This is a genomic window from Streptomyces sp. NPDC004752, from assembly GCF_053601275.1.
Genome location: NZ_JBSGBN010000004.1, coordinates 46,527 through 67,641, shown reverse-complemented (window position 1 = coordinate 67,641; position 21,115 = coordinate 46,527). Strand labels below are relative to the sequence as shown.

Annotated in this window: 18 protein-coding genes and 1 pseudogene; 13 read left to right on the top strand and 6 right to left on the bottom strand. The window is 70.3% G+C overall.

The genetic code is table 11. The features are described from left to right. Window positions 1-19 precede the first annotated feature (19 nt). Window positions 20-487: an NUDIX domain-containing protein gene (locus tag ACWEKM_RS03065; protein ID WP_451619400.1), complete on the bottom strand. Its 468-nt coding sequence runs from the start codon at window positions 485-487 to the stop codon at window positions 20-22. Next, window positions 480-953, bottom strand: coding sequence for a DUF5919 domain-containing protein (locus ACWEKM_RS03060; protein ID WP_451619399.1), 474 nt, complete (start codon window positions 951-953; stop codon window positions 480-482). The genes ACWEKM_RS03065 and ACWEKM_RS03060 overlap by 8 nt, the downstream gene beginning before the upstream one ends. Window positions 954-971: 18 nt before the next feature. Between ACWEKM_RS03060 and ACWEKM_RS03055 the strand changes: the two are divergent. Beyond that, window positions 972-1,097 (top strand): annotated as a pseudogene (locus ACWEKM_RS03055) (ATP-binding protein); the annotation flags it as partial. A gap of 415 nt (window positions 1,098-1,512) precedes the next feature. Here ACWEKM_RS03055 and ACWEKM_RS03050 read toward each other — a convergent pair. After that, window positions 1,513-3,135, bottom strand: a complete 1,623-nt coding sequence (locus tag ACWEKM_RS03050; RefSeq protein ID WP_451619398.1) for an alkaline phosphatase D family protein — start codon at window positions 3,133-3,135, stop codon at window positions 1,513-1,515. 841 nt (window positions 3,136-3,976) lie between these two features. Between ACWEKM_RS03050 and ACWEKM_RS03045 the strand changes: the two genes are divergently transcribed. After that, window positions 3,977-4,750 carry a polysaccharide deacetylase family protein gene (locus ACWEKM_RS03045; RefSeq protein ID WP_451619397.1) on the top strand — a complete coding sequence of 258 codons (774 nt, stop codon included), beginning with the start codon at window positions 3,977-3,979 and terminating at the stop codon, window positions 4,748-4,750. A 16-nt stretch (window positions 4,751-4,766) separates the two neighbouring features. Here ACWEKM_RS03045 and ACWEKM_RS03040 read toward each other — a convergent pair whose 3' ends face one another. Then, a complete protein-coding gene (locus ACWEKM_RS03040) occupies window positions 4,767-5,462 on the bottom strand; it encodes a class I SAM-dependent DNA methyltransferase (protein WP_451619396.1) in 696 nt (231 codons plus the stop codon). Between the two features lie 270 nt (window positions 5,463-5,732). Between ACWEKM_RS03040 and ACWEKM_RS03035 the strand changes: the two genes are divergently transcribed. The 10 genes from ACWEKM_RS03035 to ACWEKM_RS02990 all read left to right on the top strand — a co-directional run bounded on the left by ACWEKM_RS03035 (window position 5,733) and on the right by ACWEKM_RS02990 (window position 16,824). Then, a complete protein-coding gene (locus ACWEKM_RS03035; RefSeq protein WP_451619395.1) occupies window positions 5,733-7,025 on the top strand; it encodes an amidohydrolase in 1,293 nt (430 codons plus the stop codon). A gap of 286 nt (window positions 7,026-7,311) precedes the next feature. Beyond that, window positions 7,312-8,379, top strand: coding sequence for a BMP family lipoprotein (locus ACWEKM_RS03030; protein WP_451619394.1), 1,068 nt, complete (start codon window positions 7,312-7,314; stop codon window positions 8,377-8,379). Between the two features lie 224 nt (window positions 8,380-8,603). Further along, a complete protein-coding gene (locus tag ACWEKM_RS03025) occupies window positions 8,604-9,650 on the top strand; it encodes a BMP family lipoprotein (RefSeq protein WP_451619393.1) in 1,047 nt (348 codons plus the stop codon). Between the two features lie 206 nt (window positions 9,651-9,856). After that, entirely contained in the window at window positions 9,857-11,557 is a 1,701-nt protein-coding gene (locus ACWEKM_RS03020; RefSeq protein WP_451619392.1) for an ABC transporter ATP-binding protein, read from the top strand. Next, window positions 11,554-12,675 (top strand): ABC transporter permease, encoded by a 1,122-nt coding sequence (locus tag ACWEKM_RS03015; protein ID WP_451619391.1) that lies wholly within the window; start codon window positions 11,554-11,556, stop codon window positions 12,673-12,675. Before ACWEKM_RS03020 ends, ACWEKM_RS03015 begins: the two co-directional genes overlap by 4 nt. Beyond that, window positions 12,675-13,937 (top strand): ABC transporter permease, encoded by a 1,263-nt coding sequence (locus ACWEKM_RS03010; RefSeq protein ID WP_451619390.1) that lies wholly within the window; start codon window positions 12,675-12,677, stop codon window positions 13,935-13,937. The genes ACWEKM_RS03015 and ACWEKM_RS03010 overlap by 1 nt, the downstream gene beginning before the upstream one ends. Continuing rightward, window positions 13,934-14,335, top strand: a complete 402-nt coding sequence (locus ACWEKM_RS03005) for a cytidine deaminase (RefSeq protein WP_451619389.1) — start codon at window positions 13,934-13,936, stop codon at window positions 14,333-14,335. Before ACWEKM_RS03010 ends, ACWEKM_RS03005 begins: the two co-directional genes overlap by 4 nt. A gap of 92 nt (window positions 14,336-14,427) precedes the next feature. Beyond that, window positions 14,428-15,711 (top strand): thymidine phosphorylase, encoded by a 1,284-nt coding sequence (locus ACWEKM_RS03000; RefSeq protein ID WP_451619388.1) that lies wholly within the window; start codon window positions 14,428-14,430, stop codon window positions 15,709-15,711. 107 nt (window positions 15,712-15,818) lie between these two features. Next, entirely contained in the window at window positions 15,819-16,421 is a 603-nt protein-coding gene (locus tag ACWEKM_RS02995) for a Uma2 family endonuclease (protein ID WP_451619387.1), read from the top strand. Window positions 16,422-16,491: 70 nt separating this feature from the next. Then, a complete protein-coding gene (locus tag ACWEKM_RS02990; protein WP_451619386.1) occupies window positions 16,492-16,824 on the top strand; it encodes an STAS domain-containing protein in 333 nt (110 codons plus the stop codon). On the opposite strand, the gene ACWEKM_RS02985 is transcribed toward ACWEKM_RS02990, so the two are convergent. Both ACWEKM_RS02985 and ACWEKM_RS02980 read right to left on the bottom strand, forming a co-directional pair. Then, on the bottom strand, window positions 16,708-17,721 hold the full coding sequence (locus tag ACWEKM_RS02985) for a sigma-70 family RNA polymerase sigma factor (protein WP_451619385.1): 1,014 nt from the start codon (window positions 17,719-17,721) through the stop codon (window positions 16,708-16,710). The genes ACWEKM_RS02990 and ACWEKM_RS02985 overlap by 117 nt on opposite strands. Window positions 17,722-18,142: 421 nt before the next feature. Further along, the gene (locus ACWEKM_RS02980; RefSeq protein WP_451619384.1) at window positions 18,143-19,507 is read right to left on the bottom strand and encodes an MFS transporter; all 1,365 of its coding nucleotides are present in this window, start codon (window positions 19,505-19,507) and stop codon (window positions 18,143-18,145) included. 63 nt (window positions 19,508-19,570) lie between these two features. On the opposite strand from ACWEKM_RS02980, the gene ACWEKM_RS02975 reads away from it, so the two are divergent. Next, window positions 19,571-20,530, top strand: a complete 960-nt coding sequence (locus ACWEKM_RS02975) for a LysR family transcriptional regulator (RefSeq protein ID WP_451619383.1) — start codon at window positions 19,571-19,573, stop codon at window positions 20,528-20,530. Window positions 20,531-21,115 lie beyond the last annotated feature (585 nt).

The window sequence follows — 21,115 nt, the reverse complement described above, 5'->3', positions numbered from 1 at the left end:
TCAAGGGGCGGCGTGGCGACTATCGGGTGGCGGGCATGGCGCCGTCGCGCCAGTCGTTCACCCTCTTTCGAATGCTGGCGACCATGGGCAGCCCGTCAACCTCTGCGGGCTCGAACCAGCGGACATCGGTGGATTCCTCGGACACGGCCAGTTCCCCGGCAACTGGGCGAGCCAGGAAGCAGACGGAGAACTCTTGCCGTACCTCGCCATCGTCGTAGGCGAAGACGTGACGGGGGTTGGTGCAGGTCCCGACGATGCCGGTGATCTCGACATCGAGCCCAGTTTCTTCGCGGGTCTCCCGAATGGCGCAGTCCGGCAATGACTCGCCGATGTGCATGGCGCCACCAGGGAGCGCCCACATGTCGTTGTCGCGCCGACGCTGGAGCAGGAGTCGCCCGGAGTCGTCGACAACGATTGTGGAAGCGGCCGGAACCAGGCTGTTCGCGGCCGGGGCATTCGGGTCGTCCTCGTAATCGTGCCTACTCATGACCGTCCTGTTCCCATACCGGGGTGCCCCGCCTCCATAGTTCCTCGACGTGCGAAGCGAAGCGATCGAACATGCCGTCGTCCTGGTGACGGCGTAGATGCAGGGTGGGGGCATCGTGCCCGACGCTGTGCGTCAGCAAGGGCGTAACGATCATGTCGTCATCGAAGCGGAACACGGACAGGTACGCGTGTCCGTCGCTGTACTTCGCGTCGATGCCCGACTGGCTTCTGATCTTCTCCAACTCAGAGAGCGTCACACGGATGCGGGTCGACAGCGTGAGCGCGGCGGCTTCGTCCTGCTCGCGGGACCGTGTGAGACCGCAGTCAGGATCTCCGAGGAGGAAGCGCACCCGGCAGCCCTGGGCGGCCTTGCGTCTCAACGCCGCGCCAAATCGGGCTTGTTCGAGCCACAGGAAGTAGTTGGTGTAACCGCCGAACGTCAGCTCTCGCTCGGCTTTGGTGATCAACGACTGCCACAGAGAACCACCGAGTTGGAGGAAGGGCGGGGGCTCGCCCTGGTGACGGCCTGCGCCGACTACTGGGGCTGGCGGCCCTCGGCCCGATTCCGGGAGCGGGGGAAATACGTGTGGTGCGAACCTGCGGCGGCCTGAGCAGGACGGTGAACTCTGCGATGAGCCGATCTCCCCGGGCGACGCTGTCCAACTCGGTCATCACGAGGCCGACAGCGCGGACGGCTCCGCGGATTCCCTCCTCGCGCCACTCATCACGGCATGCATCCTCCTGGCGGGCATCACCGCGTCCCTCACCCGACACCAGCCGCTGCGCTTCACCACATGGGCCGGATACGGCGCGTCGGCAGAGCGACGGCGACCGTGCCGTCCTCACGCCAGGAAGCTGGGCTTACTGCCCATCACGGGCACCGTCGCCTGGGATGCCCTTCTCATCCTGAGCTGATGAGCGCAGCAGGTGGGGTACGCGGAAGGCGGCACCGCCTGGTTAGGCGGTGGCCCCTTACCCCCGCCGTCCAGGCAGCGGGGTACCGGGCGCCCACCCCCCCGCCGCCCCTCAGACCTGGTGAAGACCGGGGTTGCCGGCCTCGGAGACGAAGGATGCGGCCGTGGTGAGCGGTGCGCCCGGGGTGGTGACGGCGGAGACCGTCTTGTAGTCGGCGCGCGCCTGGTGCGCGTCGAGCGTGACCGTCACATAGCCGCGCCGCCCGTTGTAGAACTTCATGTGCGGGTTGGCGGCGAGGTACGTCGACCAGTTGGCCGGCTTCTCGGCCCCGTCCTTCCCGCTGGTGATCGACGTGCCGACGAACTCCACGCCCACGGTCCGGGAGGCCGGGTCGTTGAAGTCCTTCTTGATGTCGAGGGCGTAGTGGACGTGGACATCGCCGGTGAGCACCACGAAGTTCTCGATGCCCGCCCGTTCCACGCCGTCCAGGATGCGGGCCCGGGAGGCCGGGTAGCCGTCCCAGGCGTCCATCGAGAACTTGGAGCGGGCGTCCGTGGTGTTCTTCCGCTGCGAGAAGGTGACCTGCTGCGGGAGGACGTTCCAGGTGGCGGTGGAGCGCCGGAAGCCATCGAGCAGCCAGCGCTCCTGGGCGGCGCCGGTGAGGGTGCGCGCGGGGTCCTCGGACTCGGGGCCGGGGTACTGCCAGCCGTCGCCGTACGCCTGGTTGGAGCGGTACTGGCGGGTGTCCAGGATGTCGAACTGGGCAAGTCGGCCGTAGTGGAAGCGCCGGTAGAGCCGCATATCGGGCCCGTCGGGCCGCTGCGGCATGCGCAGCGGCATGTTCTCCCAGTACGCCCGGTACGCGGCGGCCCGGCGGATCAGGAACTCGGCGGGCGGGTCCTCGTTCTCGTCGATGTCGCCCGCGTAGTTGTTCTCGGTCTCGTGGTCGTCCCAGGTGACGTACCAGGGGAAGGCGGCGTGCGCGGCCTGGAGGTCCTCGTCGGACTTGTACAGCGCGTAACGCAGCCGGTAGTCCTCCAGCGTGACGGTCTCCCGGTTGAAGATCTCGGGCACGGTGCGGTCGGTGTAGTTGCGGGCGCCGCCGACCGCGTCGACCGCGTACTCGTACTGGTAGTCGCCGACGTGGAAGACGGCGTCCAGGTCCTCGCCCGCCAGATGCCGGTAGGCGGTGAAGTAGCCGTAGTGGTACGCCGAGCAGGACGCCAGGCCGAAGCGGCCCTCCCGCACCCGGGCGCCGCGCGCGGGGGCGGTACGGGTGCGGCCGACCGGGCTGGTCCAGGTGCCGGCCCGGAAGCGGTACCAGTAGACGCGGTCGGGGTCGAGGCCCTTGGCGTCCACGTGGACGGTGTAGTTGAACTCGGCGTGCGCGGCGGCGGTCCCGTGCCGGGCGATCCGCCGGAAGCGGTCGTCGTGGGCGAGCTCCCACCGGACCGGGATGGTGCCCTCCTCGGGCAGCCCGTTCCCCGGCTCGTACGGCCGGGGCGCGAGTCTGGTCCACAGCACGACGGCGCCCGGCAGCGGATCGCCGGAGGCGACGCCGAGGGTGAAGGGGTTGTCGGTGAGCGAGCCGGTGCGTATCTCCGCGGCCTGGGCGGCGGGCAGGTTGGTGGTGAACGCGAGCGCGGCGGCGGCTCCGCCGACGGTGAGGAAACGGCGGCGGCCCAGACGCGCTGCCGCTGCTCGTATCGCCTGCTCATGTGCGAGGTGTGCCATGTGTACTCCCTTGCCTTGTGGCCTCAGAGGAAGGGGAGTATCGAGGGGCGGCCGTGCACTTGTTTCCACACCACGTCCGGGTGTCGGTTGGATGAGAATCGCCCCCGGAGGGGACGTTCGGGGCCATACTCCCCACGCACGCCGCGGGTTGACGTCGCGTACGCCGCGGCCCCATGAGCGGTGGCGCGGGCATACGGGCAGGTGTCCCGCAGGCGAACGGGGAGGTGCCGGCCGAGCCGATGAGACGCGCGTCCTCATCGGACGGCCGGCCGATGACAACGGACTCCGCGGTCGGTCTCCGTGCGGCCCGAGCGAGCGCTTCGCGCTCGGCCGCGGTGAGTGACTCGAGCCGGCCGGGCCATCCGCCGATGCCGGCGATCGGCACGCGCAGCCGCTGCGCCGCAACGGTCACGACGCCCGCGCTGCGGCGGAACCGCTTGGTTCTCATCCGGCGGGGCGGGTCTGAAGCTCGCGATGGTGACCGCCTTCCTCATCAACGAGGGCGACAAGGAGGCGCTCACACCTGCCGACTCAGAACGTCGGCCAACAATGGGACACGGATGCCGAGCCTCCGCCGTCGCCTCAACCCCCAGTACAGGAAGACGAGTTGGAGGATGGGCGGGCGTCCCTCCGCGAGGTTCGGGGACCGAGGCACGTACGTATGGTGTGCACTTGCGGCGGCCGACCAAGGGCGGCTCATCGCAACCGAGTTGTCCGCGAACTCCCCCGGAAGTGTCCGCGATCGGTAACAGACGGATCCCCTGGGCGCCGTCCCTCGTCCAGTCATGTGGTGGGAAGGTGACCACGGACCGGCGAGCAACTATGGGAAAGCGGGGCCGGGATGACACGGCACGGGGCCAAGCGGGGTTGGTACGGCAAGCTGGTCGGGGCGGCGCTCGGGGTGACGATGCTGGCCGCCGGTGCCTCGGTATGGACCGCGCAGGCCGGTCCCGTCGGCAGCCCGTCGCCGCATGCCTCCAAGTCGGCCGCACCGGGCGGCGACGTCACACCGGTGGAGGTGACCATCGCGCATGCCTCGGACAAGGGGGAGCGCGGCGTCAACATCACCATCGACGACGGCCCCGACCCCGTGTGGACTCCTCAAGTGCTTGATGTGCTCCGGGAGTACGGGGTGAAGGCCACGTTCTGCATGGTCGGGACACAGGCGCAGGCCCATCCGGACCTCGTGAAGAAGGTCGTCGCCGCCGGTCACCGGCTGTGCGACCACACGGTGTCCCACGACACCACCATGGACACCAAGTCCCAGGCATACCAGTCGCAGCAGATACTCGACGCCGAACGCATGATCACCAAGGCGTCCGGGGGTGTCCGGCCGATGTACTACCGGGCGCCCGGCGGGGCCTTTACCCCCTACAGCCGCAAGCTGGCCGCCTCCCACGGCATGCGCCCACTCGGCTGGAACGTGGACACCAAGGACTTCGAACGGCCGGGCACGGACGCCATCGTCGCCACCGTGGAGCGGGAACTGCCGGGTGGGCCGACGCTCCTCTTCCACGACGCGGGCGGCGACCGCTCCCAGACCGTCGAGGCCCTGCGCCGGATCCTCCCCCGGCTCAAGGAGCAGGGCCGCTCCTTCGGCTTCCCGGTGCGCTGAGCCCCGGCCCCGCGGGCTATGCCGCCCCCGGCTTGCGGGCCAGGACGAAGGCCCGGGGGAGTTTCTGCTCGGCCCCGGCCCTCGACTTGGCACCGGCCCCCGCCTCGGGCTCCCGCACCACACGCGCGTGGGGCTCCAGGCCGGCCTCCGTGAGCAGAGCGGCGACGGTCTCCGGGGTGCGCCAGTGGCAGTCGAGGGTGATCGCGTGGCCGAAGCGCTCGGTCAGGCGCGTACGGCCGTCCTCGTCCCCCGATTGGAAGCCCAGCAGTACTTGGCCGCCGGGCACCAGCGTGCGGTGGATCTCTGCGAACGCGGTCGGCAGGTGGTCGTCGGGGATATGGATGGTCGAGTGGAGTGCTAGCGCGCCGCCGAGGGTCTGGTCCGGCAGGTCCAGGTGGGTCATCGAGCCGACATGGAAGCGGATGCCGGGGTGCGCCGCGCGGGCCAGGGCGACCATGCGCGGGGAGATGTCGATCCCGAACACCGGCACGCCGAGCGCGTGCAGCCGGGCGGTGACGTAGCCGGGGCCGCTGCCGAGGTCGGCGACCGGGGCCGGGCCGTTCGCCCGGACCAGTTCGGCGAAGGCGGTGAGCAGGGCCACATCCAGCGGGCTCTCCCCGAGCCCGTCCGGGACCCGGGCCGTGTAGTCCCGGGCGATGGTGTCGTAGGCGGAACGGGTGGCCTGGAGGAAATCCGGGGCGGAGTCGGTCACGTCGGCGCAGGCTACCGGTGCCGGGGCACCCGGGGCGGCCGTTTCGGTCAGTGGACGCCCGGGTCCGGCGGCGGCCGGGCGTGGTATCCGTGGAGGGAGAAACCGTCGGGTTCATGATCGACACGGCCGATGGGCGAGCGAGTTTACCCACCTTTGTCGACAGCTATGCGGCCAGTGGTCAGAATTTTTTCGCCTGACGGGCTGAAGTTTTGTTGATCGAGGGGAAGTTGACCGGCCGGTCGGCATACCCTTCAGAGGGTGAACCAACTGATGTCCACAGAGTCCGAGGCCGATCTTCCCGAGGATGCGGTGCTCCCCGGCACGCTGAGCGAGGCCCTCCACGCCGAGCTGGTGGCGTTCCGGCGTGACCTGCACATGCACCCCGAACTCGGCAACCAGGAGTTCCGTACGACCGCGGCGATCAAGGCCCGGCTGGAGCAGGCCGGGCTCGCACCCCGCGTCCTGCCCCTCGGAACCGGCCTCGTCTGTGACATCGGTGTGGGGGAGGGGGCCGCCCCCGGGCCCGCCTCCACCTCCGGGCCCGCTTCTGCCCCCGGGCCCGCCTCCCCCTCCGGGCCTACCCCCGGGCCCGTCCTCGCCCTGCGGGCCGACATCGACGCCCTGCCCATCCCGGACACCAAGAGCGAGTGCGCCTACCGGTCGACCGTGCCGGACCGCGCCCACGCCTGTGGGCATGATGTGCACACCACCGTGGTGCTGGGGACCGGACTGGTCCTCGCCGAGCTGCACCGGCAGGGACTGCTGCCGCGGCCCGTCCGGCTGATCTTCCAGCCCGCCGAGGAGGTGCTGCCCGGCGGTGCCGCCGACATCATCGAGGTCGGCGTGCTCGACGGGGTGGGGCGGATCATCGCGGTGCACTGCGACCCACGCGTGGACGCCGGGCGGATCGGGCTGCGGCAGGGCGCGATCACCAGCGCCTGCGACCGGCTGGAGGTGGCCCTCGACGGGCCCGGTGGGCACACCGCCCGGCCTCATCTCACCACCGACCTGGTGACCGCCGCTTCCCGGGTCGCCATCGATGTGCCCGCGCTGGTGGCCCGGCGGGTGGACAGCCGCGGTGGGCTCGCCGTGACCTGGGGGCGGATCGAGTCGGGGCATGCGCCGAACGTGATCCCGCAGCATGCCGAACTGTCGGGTACGGTGCGCTGCCTGGACCTCGCGGCCTGGCGACTGGCGCCCGACGTGGTGCACGCCGCCATCGACGAGATCGCGACGCTGCACGGGGCGAAGTCGGAGATCACCTATGTGCGCGGGGTGCCGCCCGTCGTCAACGACCCGGCGGTGACCGAACTCCTGCGGGACGCCATGATCGCGCGGCGCGGCGCGGAGTCCGTCGAGGGCACCGAGCAGAGCCTCGGCGGCGAGGACTTCTCCTGGTATCTGGAGCATGTGCCGGGGGCCATGGCCCGGCTCGGCGTGCGACCGCCCGGGGAGCGCCAGGTGCGCGATCTGCACCAGGGCGACTTCGACGTGGACGAGTACGCCATCGCGGTGGGCGTGGAATTGTTCACCGCCGCCGCCCTGCTGGACGCGGGACGGTAGCGGCCCGCGGATCGAAGGGGTGCCCGATCGGGTGCCCGATTGGGTGCCGGATCGAGTGTCGGTTCGGATGTCGGATCGGCACCCCTTCGTCCCCTTGTGTCACCCGGATGTAACCCGTGGTGCGGGGTGGTGGCCCAGGGGCGGCACGAATCGATAACGGCCGGGTGCAATCCCGTTCCCCTCCCCTTCTACGCGCGTTACTGTGCGCCGAAATCGCCACCAGAGGCGGCACGTTGGGGAAGAAGCGGACCGGTGACGGTGCCGTGGGGACGAAGGGGTGCTTGCTGTGCGTCTGATCTCTCGGAGGACCACGTTCTCCCAAGTCGCGGTGACCGTCGCGGTCGTCGCCCTCGCGGCCGCCGGATGCGGCAAGTCCAGCAGCGATTCCGCGGGCTCGTCCGATGACGGCACCTACTCGGGCAAGGGCATCGGCCTCGCGTACGACATCGGTGGCAAGGGCGACCAGTCGTTCAACGACGCCGCCTACGCCGGCTTCCAGAAGGCGGAGAAGCAATTCAAGATCGGCGGGCGGGACATCGAGCCGCAGGACGGTGAGTCCGACGCGGACAAGGTGCAGCGGCTGGAGACGCTGGCCAAGCAGGGCTACGACCCGATCATCGGCGTCGGCTACTCCTATGCCCCGGCGGTGAAGGAGGTCGCGGCGAAGTATCCGAAGGTCACCTTCGGGATCATCGATGACGACACCATCAAGGCGAAGAACGTCGCCGACATGGTCTTCCATGAGGAGCAGGCGTCGTATCTGGCGGGTGTGGCCGCGGCCAAGACCACGAAGAAGGACCACATCGGCTTTGTCGGTGGTGTGGACATTCCGCTGATCCACAAGTTTGAGGCCGGGTTCGTGCAGGGCGCGAAGTCCATCGACCCGAAGATCAAGATCGAGAAGCAGTATCTGACGCAGACGGCCCAGGAGGGCGGCTTCTCCAGCCCCGACAAGGGCAAGGACGCGGCCAACGGTCAGGTCGAGGCGGGCGCGGACGTCATCTACCACGCGGCGGGACTCTCCGGCCAGGGCGTCATCCAGGCCGCGGCCGAGCACAAGGTGTGGGCGATCGGCGTCGACTCCGACCAGTACACGCAGTCCGCGCTGGCCGAGTACAAGGACTACGTCCTCGGATCGGCCCTGAAGAACGTCGGCGGTGCCGTGTACGACCTCGCCAAGTCCGTGGTCGAGGGCAAGCCGCTCAGCGGTGAGGTGCGCGGCGACCTCGCGTCGGGCGGGGTGGGCTTCTCCGACAGCAACCCGAAGTACAAGGCGATGACGGATGTCGTCACCGCCGTGGACAAGGCCAAGCAGGACATCATCGACGGCAAGGTCACCGTCAACACCCAGTGATCCCACGGAGTCGACCGCGGCCGGCCGGGCCGCGCGGACATCGTCGCAGCGTGCGCCCCTTGCCTGCCGCAAGGGGCGCATCGCTGTGTGTCATGGTGGCCGTCGACTGCGGCCACAGCTCGATAACGGACCGGACAGAAGGGGTTTTCCGTCTGGTCTACGCGCGTTACGCTGCGGCGGAATCAGCGCCTGGTATGGGCGCTTGCACAAAGGAGTGTCGTACCATGCGCCGGGTGTCCCGTATCGCGGTTGCAGGCGTTGCCACCGCAGCTCTCGCCGTCACCGTTTCCGCCTGCGGCAGCTCGTCCACCTCGTCCAAGGGCGGCGGGGAGTCCAAGGGCATCGGTCTGGCGTACGACGTCGGCGGCAAGGGTGACCAGTCGTTCAACGACGCCGCCTATGCCGGCTTCCAGAAGGCCGAGAAGGAGTTCGGCGTCGGCGGGCGGGACATCGAGCCGCAGGACGGTGAGTCCGACGCGGACAAGGCGCAGCGCCTGGAGACGCTGGCCAAGCAGGGTTACGACCCGATCATCGGGGTCGGTTACTCCTATGCCCCGGCGGTGAAGGAGGTCGCGGCGAAGTATCCGAAGGTCACCTTCGGCATCGTCGATGACGACACCATCAAGGCGAAGAACGTCGCCGACATGGTCTTCCATGAGGAGCAGGCGTCGTATCTGGCGGGTGTGACGGCGGCCAGGACCACGAAGAAGGACCACATCGGCTTTGTCGGTGGTGTGGACATTCCGCTGATCCACAAGTTTGAGGCCGGGTTCGTGCAGGGCGCGCAGTCCGTCAAGCCGAAGATCAAGATCGAGAAGCAGTATCTGACCGAGACGGCCCAGGAGGGCGGCTTCTCCAGCCCCGACAAGGGCGAGAACGCCGCGAACGGCCAGATCGACGCCGGTGCCGATGTCGTCTACCACGCGGCCGGACTCTCCGGCCAGGGCGTCATCAAGGCCGCGGCCGAGCACAAGGTCTGGGCGATCGGCGTCGACTCCGACCAGTACGCGCAGTCCGCGCTGGCCAAGTACAAGGACCACATCCTGACCTCGGCGCTGAAGAACGTCGAGGGCGCGGTGTACGACCTCGCCAAGTCCGTGATCAAGGACAAGAAGCCGCTCTCGGGCGAGATCCGCGGCGCCCTCGACAACGGCGGCGTGGGCCTCGCGGACACCAACCCGGTCTTCAAGGGCGACGCCGGTCTCCAGGCCGCGCTCAAGAAGGCCGAGGACGGCATCAAGAACGGCAGCATCCAGGTCAAGACCTCCTGACCGAGGGGCCCTGGCGTTGTCCGGGGCATGGTCAAAAGAGCGCTGTGATGGCAGCGTTACGGCCATGGACATGGCAGCGTTACGGCCATGGAACGGGGTGCGGGGAGGATGACCTGTCCATGCCCCGCTCGCAGGGCAGAATGCTCGGAACGGATCGAACGCGAAAAATTCGATCGGTTCCGAGCCCTATGTGTAGTAGGGGCGCTATGCGCGTAGAGCGGCCCTTTTCCCGAGGAGAGTGCGCCATCGACGCGTCCAGCAGCCCTCCGCTCACCGCTGTGTCGACCACCGCTGTGTCGACCACCGCGGTCGAGCTCGCGGGCATCACCAAACGATTCCCGGGTGTCGTCGCCAACCACGACATCCATCTCACCGTCCGCAAGGGCACCGTGCACGCCCTCGTCGGCGAGAACGGCGCCGGCAAGTCGACCCTGATGAAGATCCTCTACGGCATGCAGAAGCCGGACGAGGGCACCATCGCCGTCGACGGCGAGCAGGTCGCCTTCGGCAGCCCCGCCGACGCCATCGCCCGCGGCATCGGCATGGTCCACCAGCACTTCATGCTGGCGGACAACCTGACCGTCCTGGAGAACGTCGCGCTCGGCAGCGAGAAGCTGTACGGCATCGGCGGCGCCGCCCGCAAGAAGATCAAGGAGATCTCCGACCGGTACGGGCTGGGCGTACGCCCGGACGCGCTGGTGGCGGACCTCGGCGTCGCCGACCGACAGCGGGTGGAGATCCTCAAGGTCCTCTACCGCGGCGCCCGGACCCTGATCCTCGACGAGCCCACCGCCGTCCTCGTACCGCAGGAGGTCGACGCGCTCTTCGACAACCTGCGGGAACTGAAGGCCGAGGGCCTGTCCGTCATCTTCATCTCGCACAAGCTCGGCGAGGTGCTGTCCGTCGCGGACGACATCACCGTCATCCGGCGCGGTACGACGGTCGGCACCGCGATCCCCGCCGAGACCACCTCGCGTCAGCTCGCCGAGATGATGGTCGGCAGCGAACTGCCCACTCCTCAGACCGCCGAGTCCACCGTCACCGACCGGGTCGTGCTGGCGGTCGAGCACCTCACCGTGCACGCCGCCGGCAGCTCCCTCGGCGCGGACGCCGAGCCGGCCGGCGAGGGGCTCACCGCCTTCGCGGGCAGCAGCGAGGCCAAGCGCGTCCTCGACGATGTCTCCTTCACCATCCGCGCGGGCGAGATCATGGGCATCGCCGGTGTCGAGGGCAACGGGCAGACCGAGCTGATCGACGCGCTGATCGGCACCAGGAACGCCGACTTGGGCCGGATCAGCTTCCTGGGCGAGGACATCACCCCCTGGCCCACCCGCAGGCGCCGCGAGTCCGGCGTCGGCTACATCCCCGAGGACCGCCACCGCCAGGGCCTGCTCCTGGAATCCCCGCTGTGGGAGAACCGCATCCTCGGCCATGTCACCGAGCAGCCCAACGCCAAGGGCATCTGGCTCGACCCCAAGGGCGCCCAGGCCGACACCCGCCGGATCATCGAGGCGTACGACGTCCGCACCCCCGGTATCGACGTCACCGCGGCCTCCCTGTCCGGCGGCAACCAGCAGAAGCTGATCGTCGGCCGGGAGATGAGCCACGACCCGAAGTTCCTGATCGCCGCCCACCCCACCCGCGGCGTCGACGTGGGCGCCCAGGCGCAGATCTGGGACCGCATCCGCGAGGCCCGCCGCGAGGGACTGGCCGTGCTGCTGATCTCCGCCGACCTGGACGAGCTGATCGGCCTGTCGGACACCCTGCGGGTGATCTACGACGGCAGGCTGGTCGCGGACGCCGACCCGGCCACCATCACCCCCGAGGAACTGGGCTCGGCCATGACGGGTGCCGCCTCCGGTCACCTCGAACACCCGAGCGCCGGTCCGGAGGACGAGGCCCGATGAAGAAGTTCGACAAGGAGCGGGTGCTCCTCGCGGTGGCCGGACCGGTCATCGCGCTCGTCCTCGCGATCGCGCTGACCTCGACCGTGCTGCTCGCCTCGGGGAAGAACCCGGTCGAGCCGTACCGGCTGATGCTGGAGCAGCTGCCGTACTCGGACATCCAGGTCCTGATCATCAACCAGGCGTCCCTGTACTACATCGCCGCCCTCGCGGTCGCCCTCGGCTTCCGGATGAACCTGTTCAACATCGGTGTCGACGGCCAGTACCGGCTCGCCGCGGTGATGACCGCCGTCGTCGGCGCGAACGTCGCCCTGCCGGGCTTCCTGCAGATACCGCTGCTCCTGCTGGTCGCCATGTTCACCGGCGCCTTCTGGGCCGGTATCGCGGGTGTCCTGAAGGTCACCCGGGGCGTCAGCGAGGTGGTCGCCACGATCATGCTGAACTCCATCGCGACCTCCCTCATCGGCTATGTCACCCTCGCCGACGTCTGGGGCGTCCAGGTCGGCAACAACATGACGACCGGCGTCATGGAGAAGTCCGGCTGGTTCCCCGGCATCGACCTGGGCGCCGACGTCGGCGAGATCTACGGCCTGGTCTTCCTTGCCCTGCTGCTGGGCGTCCTGTACTGGATCGTCCTCAACCGCACCCGGTTCGGCTTCGACCTGCGCGCCACCGGCGCCTCCGAGACCGCCGCCGCGGCCTCCGGCGTCAACGCCAAGCGGATGGTGCTGACCTCCATGCTGATCTCCGGCGCGGTCGCGGGCCTGTCCGGCCTGCCGCTGCTGCTCGGCGACACCCACACCTACAGCCTGAGCTTCCCGGCGGGCCTCGGCTTCACCGCCATCGGCATCGCCCTGCTCGGCCGCAACAACCCCGGCGGCATCGCCCTCGCCGCCCTGCTGTGGGCCTTCCTCGACAAGGCATCGCCCGCCCTCGACTACGCGACCCCGGTGGCGTACGAGAAGGAGATCGCCACGATCATGCAGGGCCTCACCGTCTTCGCCGTCGTCATCTCCTACGAGGCCGTACGCCAGTGGGGTCTGCGCCGCCAGCAGCGCCGGGTCGGTGCCGAGCTGGCCGCCGCCGCCCAGAACGTCAAGAAGGAAGAGGTGGCGGCCTGATGAGCACCGCGACCGTCGCGAAGCCGAAGGCCAAGCAGCCCGCCCGGGGCAGCCGCCGCCTGTCGCTCCCGGTACTCCTGCTGGTCATCGCGGGCGTCCTGGTGCTGACGTCGATCGTCCGCCTCGTCACCGGCGCGGACGGCATCACCTCGACCGGCCAGATGTCCACCGCCCTGCGTCTCGCCGTACCGATCGGGCTCGCGGGCCTCGGCGGACTGTGGGCCGAACGCTCCGGCGTCGTCAACATCGGCCTCGAAGGCATGATGATCCTCGGCACCTGGTTCGGCGCCTGGGCCGGCTACCAGTGGGGCCCGTGGACCGGTGTGCTCTTCGGTGTGATCGGCGGCGCCCTCGGCGCCGTGCTGCACGCCATCGCCACCGTCACCTTCAACGTCAACCACATCGTCTCCGGTGTGGCCCTCAACATCCTCGCCCTCGGCACCACCCGCTATCTGTCGAAGTTCACCTTCGCCGACGCGCCGCAGGGCTCCGCCAAGCAGTCACCGCCGATCAGCTCGCCGGGCACCTTCGACATCCCCGGCCTGTCCGGCTGGCTGGACACCCTCAACCAGAAGCACTGGTTCCTCGTCTCGGACATCGCGGGACTGCTCGGCGGGCTGGTCACCGACCTGTCGCCGCTCACCGTCATCGCGGTGGCGCTGGTGCCGATCAGCTGGTGGGTGCTGTGGCGCACGGCCTTCGGCCTGCGGTTGCGCTCCTGCGGCGAGAACCCGGTGGCGGCCGAGTCCCTCGGCGTCAACGTCTACAAGTACAAGTACCTCGCGGTGATCATCTCGGGCGGCTTCGCGGGCCTCGGCGGCGCCTTCCTGTCCATCGTCGCCTCGAATGTGTACCTGGACGGCCAGACCGCCGGCCGCGGCTATATCGGCCTCGCCGCGATGATCTTCGGCAACTGGATGCCGGGCGGCCTCGCGCTGGGCGCCGGCCTGTTCGGCTACACCGACAGCCTCAACCTGCGCGGCGGCACGGTGAATGTGCACGCGCTGATCCTGCTCCTCGCCATCCTGCTGGTGTTCGGCGCGGCCTACCTCGCCTGGCAGAAGAAGTACGTCCCGGCCGTCGTCACCGCCGTGGTCGCGGCCCTGATGTTCGTCTGGTACGCCACCACCAACGAGGTCCCGCGCCAGCTCGTCACCGCCACCCCGTACCTGGTCACCCTGCTCGTGCTGTCGCTGTCCGCGCAGTCCCTGCGGATGCCGAAGGCGGACGGCCTGCCGTACCGGAAGGGACAGGGCAAGTGACCGGGCCCGCCGCCGTCGACTGGGAGGCGCTGCGCGCCGAGGCGCGGGCGGTCATGTCCCACGCGTACGCCCCCTACTCGGGCTATCCGGTCGGGGCGGTGGCCCTGGTCGACGACGGGCGCACGGTCTCGGGCTGCAACGTCGAGAACGCCTCCTACGGTCTCGGCCTGTGCGCCGAATGCGGGCTGGTCTCCGAACTGCGGCGCACCGGGGGCGGCCGGCTCACGCACTTCACCTGCGTGGACGGCACGGGCGCCCTGCTCGTGCCGTGCGGCCGCTGCCGCCAACTGCTGTACGAGTTCGGCGGACCCGGCCTGCTCATGGACACCCCCGACGGCGTCCTGCCGCTGTCGCGGATGCTGCCCCAGGCATTCGGCCCCGACCACCTCACCAAGTAACTCCCGTGCGGCCCCTTTGACTTCGCTCAAGGGGGCCGCACCTGACTTCACTCAGGGGGGCGGCACCGCTGCGCAACCCCGGAAGGAAGGCCATGGCCATGGACGCCGTCTCCGTCATCCGTACCAAGCGGGACCGCGGAGAGCTGACCGACGAGCAGATCGACTGGATCATCGACGCCTACACCCGCGGGGACGTCGCCGACGAGCAGATGTCCGCGCTCGCGATGGCCATCCTGCTCAACGGCATGAACCGGCGGGAGATCGCCCGCTGGACCGCCGCGATGATCGCCTCCGGCGAGCGCATGGACTTCTCCGCGTTGTCCCGGCCGACCGCCGACAAGCACTCCACCGGCGGCGTCGGCGACAAGATCACGCTGCCGCTGGCGCCGCTGGTCGCGGCCTGCGGGGCCGCCGTGCCCCAGCTGTCCGGCCGCGGCCTCGGCCACACCGGCGGCACCCTCGACAAGCTGGAGTCCATCCCGGGCTGGCGGGCGCTGCTCTCCAACGAGGAGATGCTGCACGTCCTCGACACCACCGGAGCGGTGATCTGCGCGGCGGGCGACGGACTCGCCCCCGCGGACCGGAAGCTGTACGCGCTGCGGGACGTCACCGGCACGGTCGAGGCGATCCCGCTGATCGCCTCCTCGATCATGTCGAAGAAGATCGCCGAGGGCACCGGCTCGCTGGTCCTGGACGTCAAGGTCGGCACCGGCGCCTTCATGAAGACGATCGAGGACGCCCGCGAACTGGCCTCGACCATGGTCGGCCTCGGCACCGACCACGGGGTGCGGACCAGCGCGCTCCTCACGGACATGGCGACCCCGCTCGGCCGTACGGCCGGCAACGCCCTGGAGGTCCGCGAGTCCGTCGAGGTGCTGGCCGGCGGCGGCCCCGCGGACGTGGTGGAGCTGACCCTCGCGCTGGCCCGGGAGATGCTGGCCGCGGCGGGCATCACGGACGCCGACCCGGCGAAGGCGCTGGCCGACGGCTCCGCCATGGACGTCTGGCGCCGGATGATCGCGGCCCAGGGCGGCGACCCCGACGCCCCGCTGCCCACATCGCGCGAACAGCATGTCGTCACGGCCCCGGCCGGCGGTGTCCTCACCCGCCTCGACGCCTACGACATCGGCGTCGCCGCCTGGCGCCTCGGCGCGGGCCGCGCCCGCAAGGAGGACCCCGTGCAGGCGGCGGCCGGCATCGAACTGCACGCCAAGCCGGGCGACGAGGTGACCGAGGGCGCCCCCCTGCTCACCCTGCACACGGACACCCCCGAGCGCTTCGAGTACGCGCTCCGGGCGATCGAGGGTTCCTACGACATCGCGGCGCCGGGTACGGCCTTCACGGCGTCGCCCGTGGTGCTGGAACGTATCGCCTGACCTGGGGTTTCCTCGTTCGGGTGAACGGGATCGGTGGACGGGCGCCGGTCCCGTTCGGCGTGCTGGGATCGGTGACGTATCGAGGTGACGCACGACAGGAGACCACCATGGGGGCACCCACCACCAAGCACGACCCCGGTCAGGGCTGGGACGACCTGGTGCGGTTATGGGCGGAGATGGAATGGCCCGAGGGCAGCAAGGTGGAGATCATCGAGGGGATCATCACGGTGCAGCCTCGTCCCTCGAACCATCACTGCCTGATCGCGTCACTCATCCAGGGCTGCCTGTACTCCGTGATCCCCGGGGACTGGGGTCTCTATCAGCGGCTGGCCACTGTCGTACCTGCACGTGAGGGCATGCTCCTCCCGGACATCGTGGTCATCTCGGAGAGGGAGTGCCTGAGAAGGGAGTACCTGAAAGTGGACACCCACGTTCCGGCCTCCCTCGCTGAACTTGTCGTCGAGATCACTGCCACCACCGACGCCCGCCACGACCGCGTCAGCAAGCCCGCCGCCTACGCCACCGCGGGCATCCCGTTCTACCTGCTCGTCGACCGCTGGGCCCCCGGCGGTCCCACCGTGACGCTCTACGGAGAGCCGAAGGGCGATGTCTACCGGGTTCTGAGCGCCGTGAAGTTCGGTGATCCCGTCGAGCTGCCGGAGCCGTTCGGAGTCACGCTCGACACCGGCGAGTTCCCCACCCCGCGGTAACGCCCCTGGGCGCCGATGAGTTGGAGGTGTTCGGGCGGTCTGACAGTACGTGGATGCCAGGACACCGGCCGTGCTCGTGCTGACCAGCCCCGTCGCCCGGGACGAGGTGACGGGGCTCTGTGACGATCTGCGGGGGCTGTTGGAGGCCACCGGGCTGGGGATCGTCGTCGTGGACGTGGGCGGGCTCGGGCCGCCGGGGCTCGGGGCCGTGGATCTGCTGGCCCGGCTGGAGCTGACCGCCCGCAGGGCCGGCGGGCGGATACGGCTGCGGGACGCCGACCCCGCGCTACGCGCCCTCCTCGATCTCGTCGGCCTCCGCTTCCAGATGGAGCGGCAGGTCGAACAGGGGGAACCAGCGAGCGGTGTCGAGGTAGCAGTGCAGACCGGTGATCCGGCCCTCTGACACCTCCAGCACCTGCACCGCCCAGGGGCTGAAACCGCCCTTCTCCGGGTCCGGCTTGTACTGCGCGAAGGCCGGCAGGCCGTTGGCCTCGACCGGCCGCAGGCGGGAACCCGCGCAGGCGGCGCCGAGGGTGGTCATGAAGCCGGTCATGTCGGCCGGGCCGCGCAGCCACAGGTCGAACGGCGGCATCGTCATGACGGCGTCCTCGTGGAGCAGGGCCGTGAGCGCCGTCATGTCGTACCCCTCGAACGCCTTCACATAGCGCTCCAGGAGTCTTCGCTGCTCCTCGTCCAGCGGGTCGGAGACGGCCGCCTCGGCGCCCCGGCTCTCCCGCTCGGCGAGCGTCGCGCGCGCCCGCTGCAAGGCGCTGTTGACGGATGCCACCGTGGTGCCGAGCAGCTCGGCGACCTCGCTCGCCCGCCAGGCCAGCACCTCGCGCAGGATCAGTACCGCCCGCTGCTTGGGCGGCAGTTGCTGCAGGGCAGCCATGAAGGCCAGCCGGACCGACTCCTTGGCGACGGCGGCTTCCGCCGGGTCGCCGACGGTGGGCAGTACGCGGGCGTCCGGCATCGGCTCCAGCCAGGTGTGGTCCGGGCGGGGGGTGAGGGCCGCCTGGGCGAGCGGTGCCGCATCGGTCAGGTCCATGGGCCGCGCCCGCTTGTTGCCCGCTGTCAGCATGTCCAGGCAGACGTTCGTCGCGATCCGGTACAGCCAGGAGCGGAGGCTGGAGCGGCCCTCGAACTTCTCGTAGCTCCGCCAGGCGCGGACCAGGGTGTCCTGCACGGCGTCCTCGGCCTCGAAGGAGGACCCGAGCATGCGGTAGCAGTAGCCGGTCAGCTCGACCCGGTGCTTCTCCAGTGCGACGTCGAGATCCGTCGTCGCCGTGCTGTCGCTCATTGTCCACCCACCCCTGTGGCCGTTCCTGTTCGCGCGTCTTTGCACCCAGCACCTCGGAAGCTACCGAACACTTGCCCAGTGCTCCACCCTTCAGGGCGGAGGTGTAGGGCATCCTGCCCGTAGCGGCCCGAAGGGCCGCAGCGGCACGGCTAGAATCGCCTTGCCCGGCAACGGAGTTGCCGGGCCTACCGCCGGACGGGCGGGAAGTCAGGCCTGCGGAGGCCGTGTAAGACCGTCCCTCACCGGACGGCAGTGGCCCGTGAAACAGGAACCCGAGGTGGTACCGCGAAGCGGTACTGACCGGAATCTCCTGCCCTCGGGCAGGAGAGGGCGTCAACGCAGCCCACTGACAACGGCCCCCCGAGCCCACAAACGCCCAGGTCCGGACGTCAGCGGGTGGCCGGAACCGGTGGGCCGGACGTCAGTGGGTGGCCGGCACCGGTTCGTTCCGGGCGGCGAGCCGGGCCGCGCGGGAGCCGAAGGCCGTGATCGTCACGACGCCGACGACCGCGAGCACCCCGACCCCGACCGTTCCGGCCCAGCCGCTCGCGTGGAAGGCGACGGCGCCCACGGTGCTGCCCGCGCTGGAGCCGATGTAGTACGCCGACTGGTACAGGGCAGCGGCCTGTGCCCGGCCGTGCGTCGCCGTCTTGCCGACCGCCGAGGACGCCGCCGTGTGCCCCGCGAAGAAGCCCGCCGTGATCAGCACCAGGCCCAGCAGGACCAGGGGCAGCGAGGGCACCAGGGACAGCAGCAGGCCCGCCGCGGTCGTGCCGCCCGCCAGATACAGTGCGCCCCGTCGGCCGAGGCGGACGACCAGCCGGCCCGCCGTCGACGCCGACACCGTGCCGACCAGGTACACCAGGAAGATCGAGCCGACGATGCCCTGCGGCAGCCCGAACGGCGCCTCCGTCAGCCGGTAGCCGATCATCGTGTACACGCCGCCGAACACCGTCATGAACAGTGCGCCGATCGCGTACAGACGCCGCAGCAGCGGGCTCGCCAGGTGGTCGCGGACCGCGCGCGCCAGGACGCGCGGTCGCAGCGAGCCCTGCTTGAAGTGCCTCGGCGTCGGCAGCAGCATCCGGAACGCCACCGCGCAGCCCACCGCGATCAGGCCGATCACGCCGAGCGCGACCCGCCAGCCCCACTCCTGGGCGACCCAGCCGGTGACGATCCGGCCGCTCATCCCGCCGACGCTGTTGCCCGCGACGAACAGTCCGATCGCCGTGATCAGCGCTCGTGGCCGGACCTCCTCGGCCAGGTACGCCGTCGCCGAGGCGGGCAGCCCGGCCAGCGCGGCGCCCTGCACCGCCCGCAGCGCCACCAGCACGCCCAGCGAGGGGGCGAACGGGACCAGCAGGCCGACGGACACCGCCACCGCCAGCGAGGCGGTCATCACCGTACGACGGCCGAAACGTTCCGACAGGGCGCTCATCGGCAGCACGAAGAGCGCCAGACCGCCGGTCGCGGCCGCCACCGTCCAGCTCGCCTCGCTCGCCGTCACCCCGAACTCGCCGGAGATCAGCGGCAGTGGGGCCTGCGTGGAGTAGAGGAGCGCGAAGGTCGCGACCCCGGCGAGGAAGAGGGCGAAGCTCATCCGGCGATAGCCGGGGCCGCCCGGGGTGAGACGGGAGTCGGAGTCCGCGGCCGGAGCGAAGGCGGGTACCGCGGTGGGTACGGAGGCGGGTGCGGCGGTGGGCACGGAGGTGGAGGTGGGTACGGAGTCGGAAGCGGTCGGGGCGGCGCCCACCTCGGTGGACGCCTCGGTACTGGCGGGAGACATGCTTCGAAGCTACGGAGCCGGTCGCTCATCCGTCCAATGCATGGAAACGGCATAATCGTTCCCATGGTGCATCAGTCAAGGCCACAGCCTCGCCTGTCATCGTCGAGTGACGCAGAAGACATGACCGACATGGCGAAGCTGCTCGCGCCGCGGCTCGCCTACTTCGCCGCGGTCGCCCGTACCGAGCATGTGACGCGGGCCGCGCTGGAGGCACAGGTCCCGCAGTCCACCCTCTCCCGGGCCATGGTCCGCCTCGAACAGGACCTCGGCGTCGACCTCTTCGCGCGCCGTGGCCGGACCCTCTCGCTCACCCCGGCCGGCCGCACCTTCCTCGCCTCCGTCGAACGCGCCCTGGCCGAGATCGGGCGGGCGGCCGACGAGGTGCGTGCCGACGCCGACCCGGCCTCCGGGAAGGTCGCCTTCGGCTTTCTGCACACCATGGGCGCCGAGACGGTACCCGGCCTCATCCACGCGTTCCGCGCCGACCATCCGCGCGTGCGCTTCAGTCTGGTCCAGAACTACGGCGAGGCCATGCTGGAGCGGCTGCGCGCGGGCGAACTCGACCTCTGTCTGACCTCGCCGGTCCCCGACGCCCCCGACCTGGTGGCGCGCCGCCTGGACGAGCAGAAGCTCCGCCTGGTCGTGCCCGCGGACCACCGGCTCGCGGGCCGCCGCCGGATCCGGCTCGTGGAGGCCGCCGACGAGGCATTCGTCACCCTGGAGCCCGGCTACGGCATGCGCCGCATCACCGACGCCGTGTGCAAGGAGGCGGGCTTCAAGCCCCGGATCGCCTTCGAGGGGGAGGAGGCGGAGACCCTCCGGGGGCTGGTGGCGGCGGGTCTCGGAGTGGCCCTCCTGCCGCCGCCCGCGGTTCCGCGCCCGGGCGTGGTGGAACTGACGGTGACGGCCCCGCGGGCGGTACGGGAGATCGGCGTCGCCTGGCTGGACGGCCACCCGGACACCCCACCGGTGGCCGCGTTCAAGAAGTTCCTCCTCTCAAAACGCGGCAACTTGCTTCCCTGACCCCGGCCACGGGTTCCGTCGTACGGACCGACACGGACACACCCGCCGGTCCGGACGAGCCGCCCCGGGCGTCGGCTCCCGTGCGGTGCTCGGCTGAGGCTGGTTGGTGTCCGCGCCTCGGCGTCGGCCATGTCGCGACGGGGGACGGGTCCGGTGGCGTGGGGGAGCGGTTCGTTCGCCTGGGCCTGGCCGTCGACATCGTTGCAGCGAGCAGGTCTGGCAAACCCGCCGGTCCGGGCTCGGGCGTCGGCCCTGGAGCAGCGTCCGGGCGAGCCGTCCCAGGTGTCGGCCCCCGCGCGGTGCTCGGCTGGGCCGGTCGGGGGTCGGTGTGGATGCTTCGGTGTCGGCTCTGCCGCGATGAGGGGCGGGAGTGGGCTGGGTGGCGTGGGGGAGCGGCCTGCTTGCCTGGGCCCGGCCACCGGCTCTGTTGCCCCGGGCGGATCTGGCAGCGGGTGAGCCACGTGGGGAAACCTGCGGGCCGGGCCCTGGGGCAGCGTCCGGGCGAGCCGTCCCAGGTGTCGGCCCCCGCGCGGTGCTCGGCTGGGCCGGTCGGGGGTCGGTGTGGATGCTTCGGTGTCGGCTCTG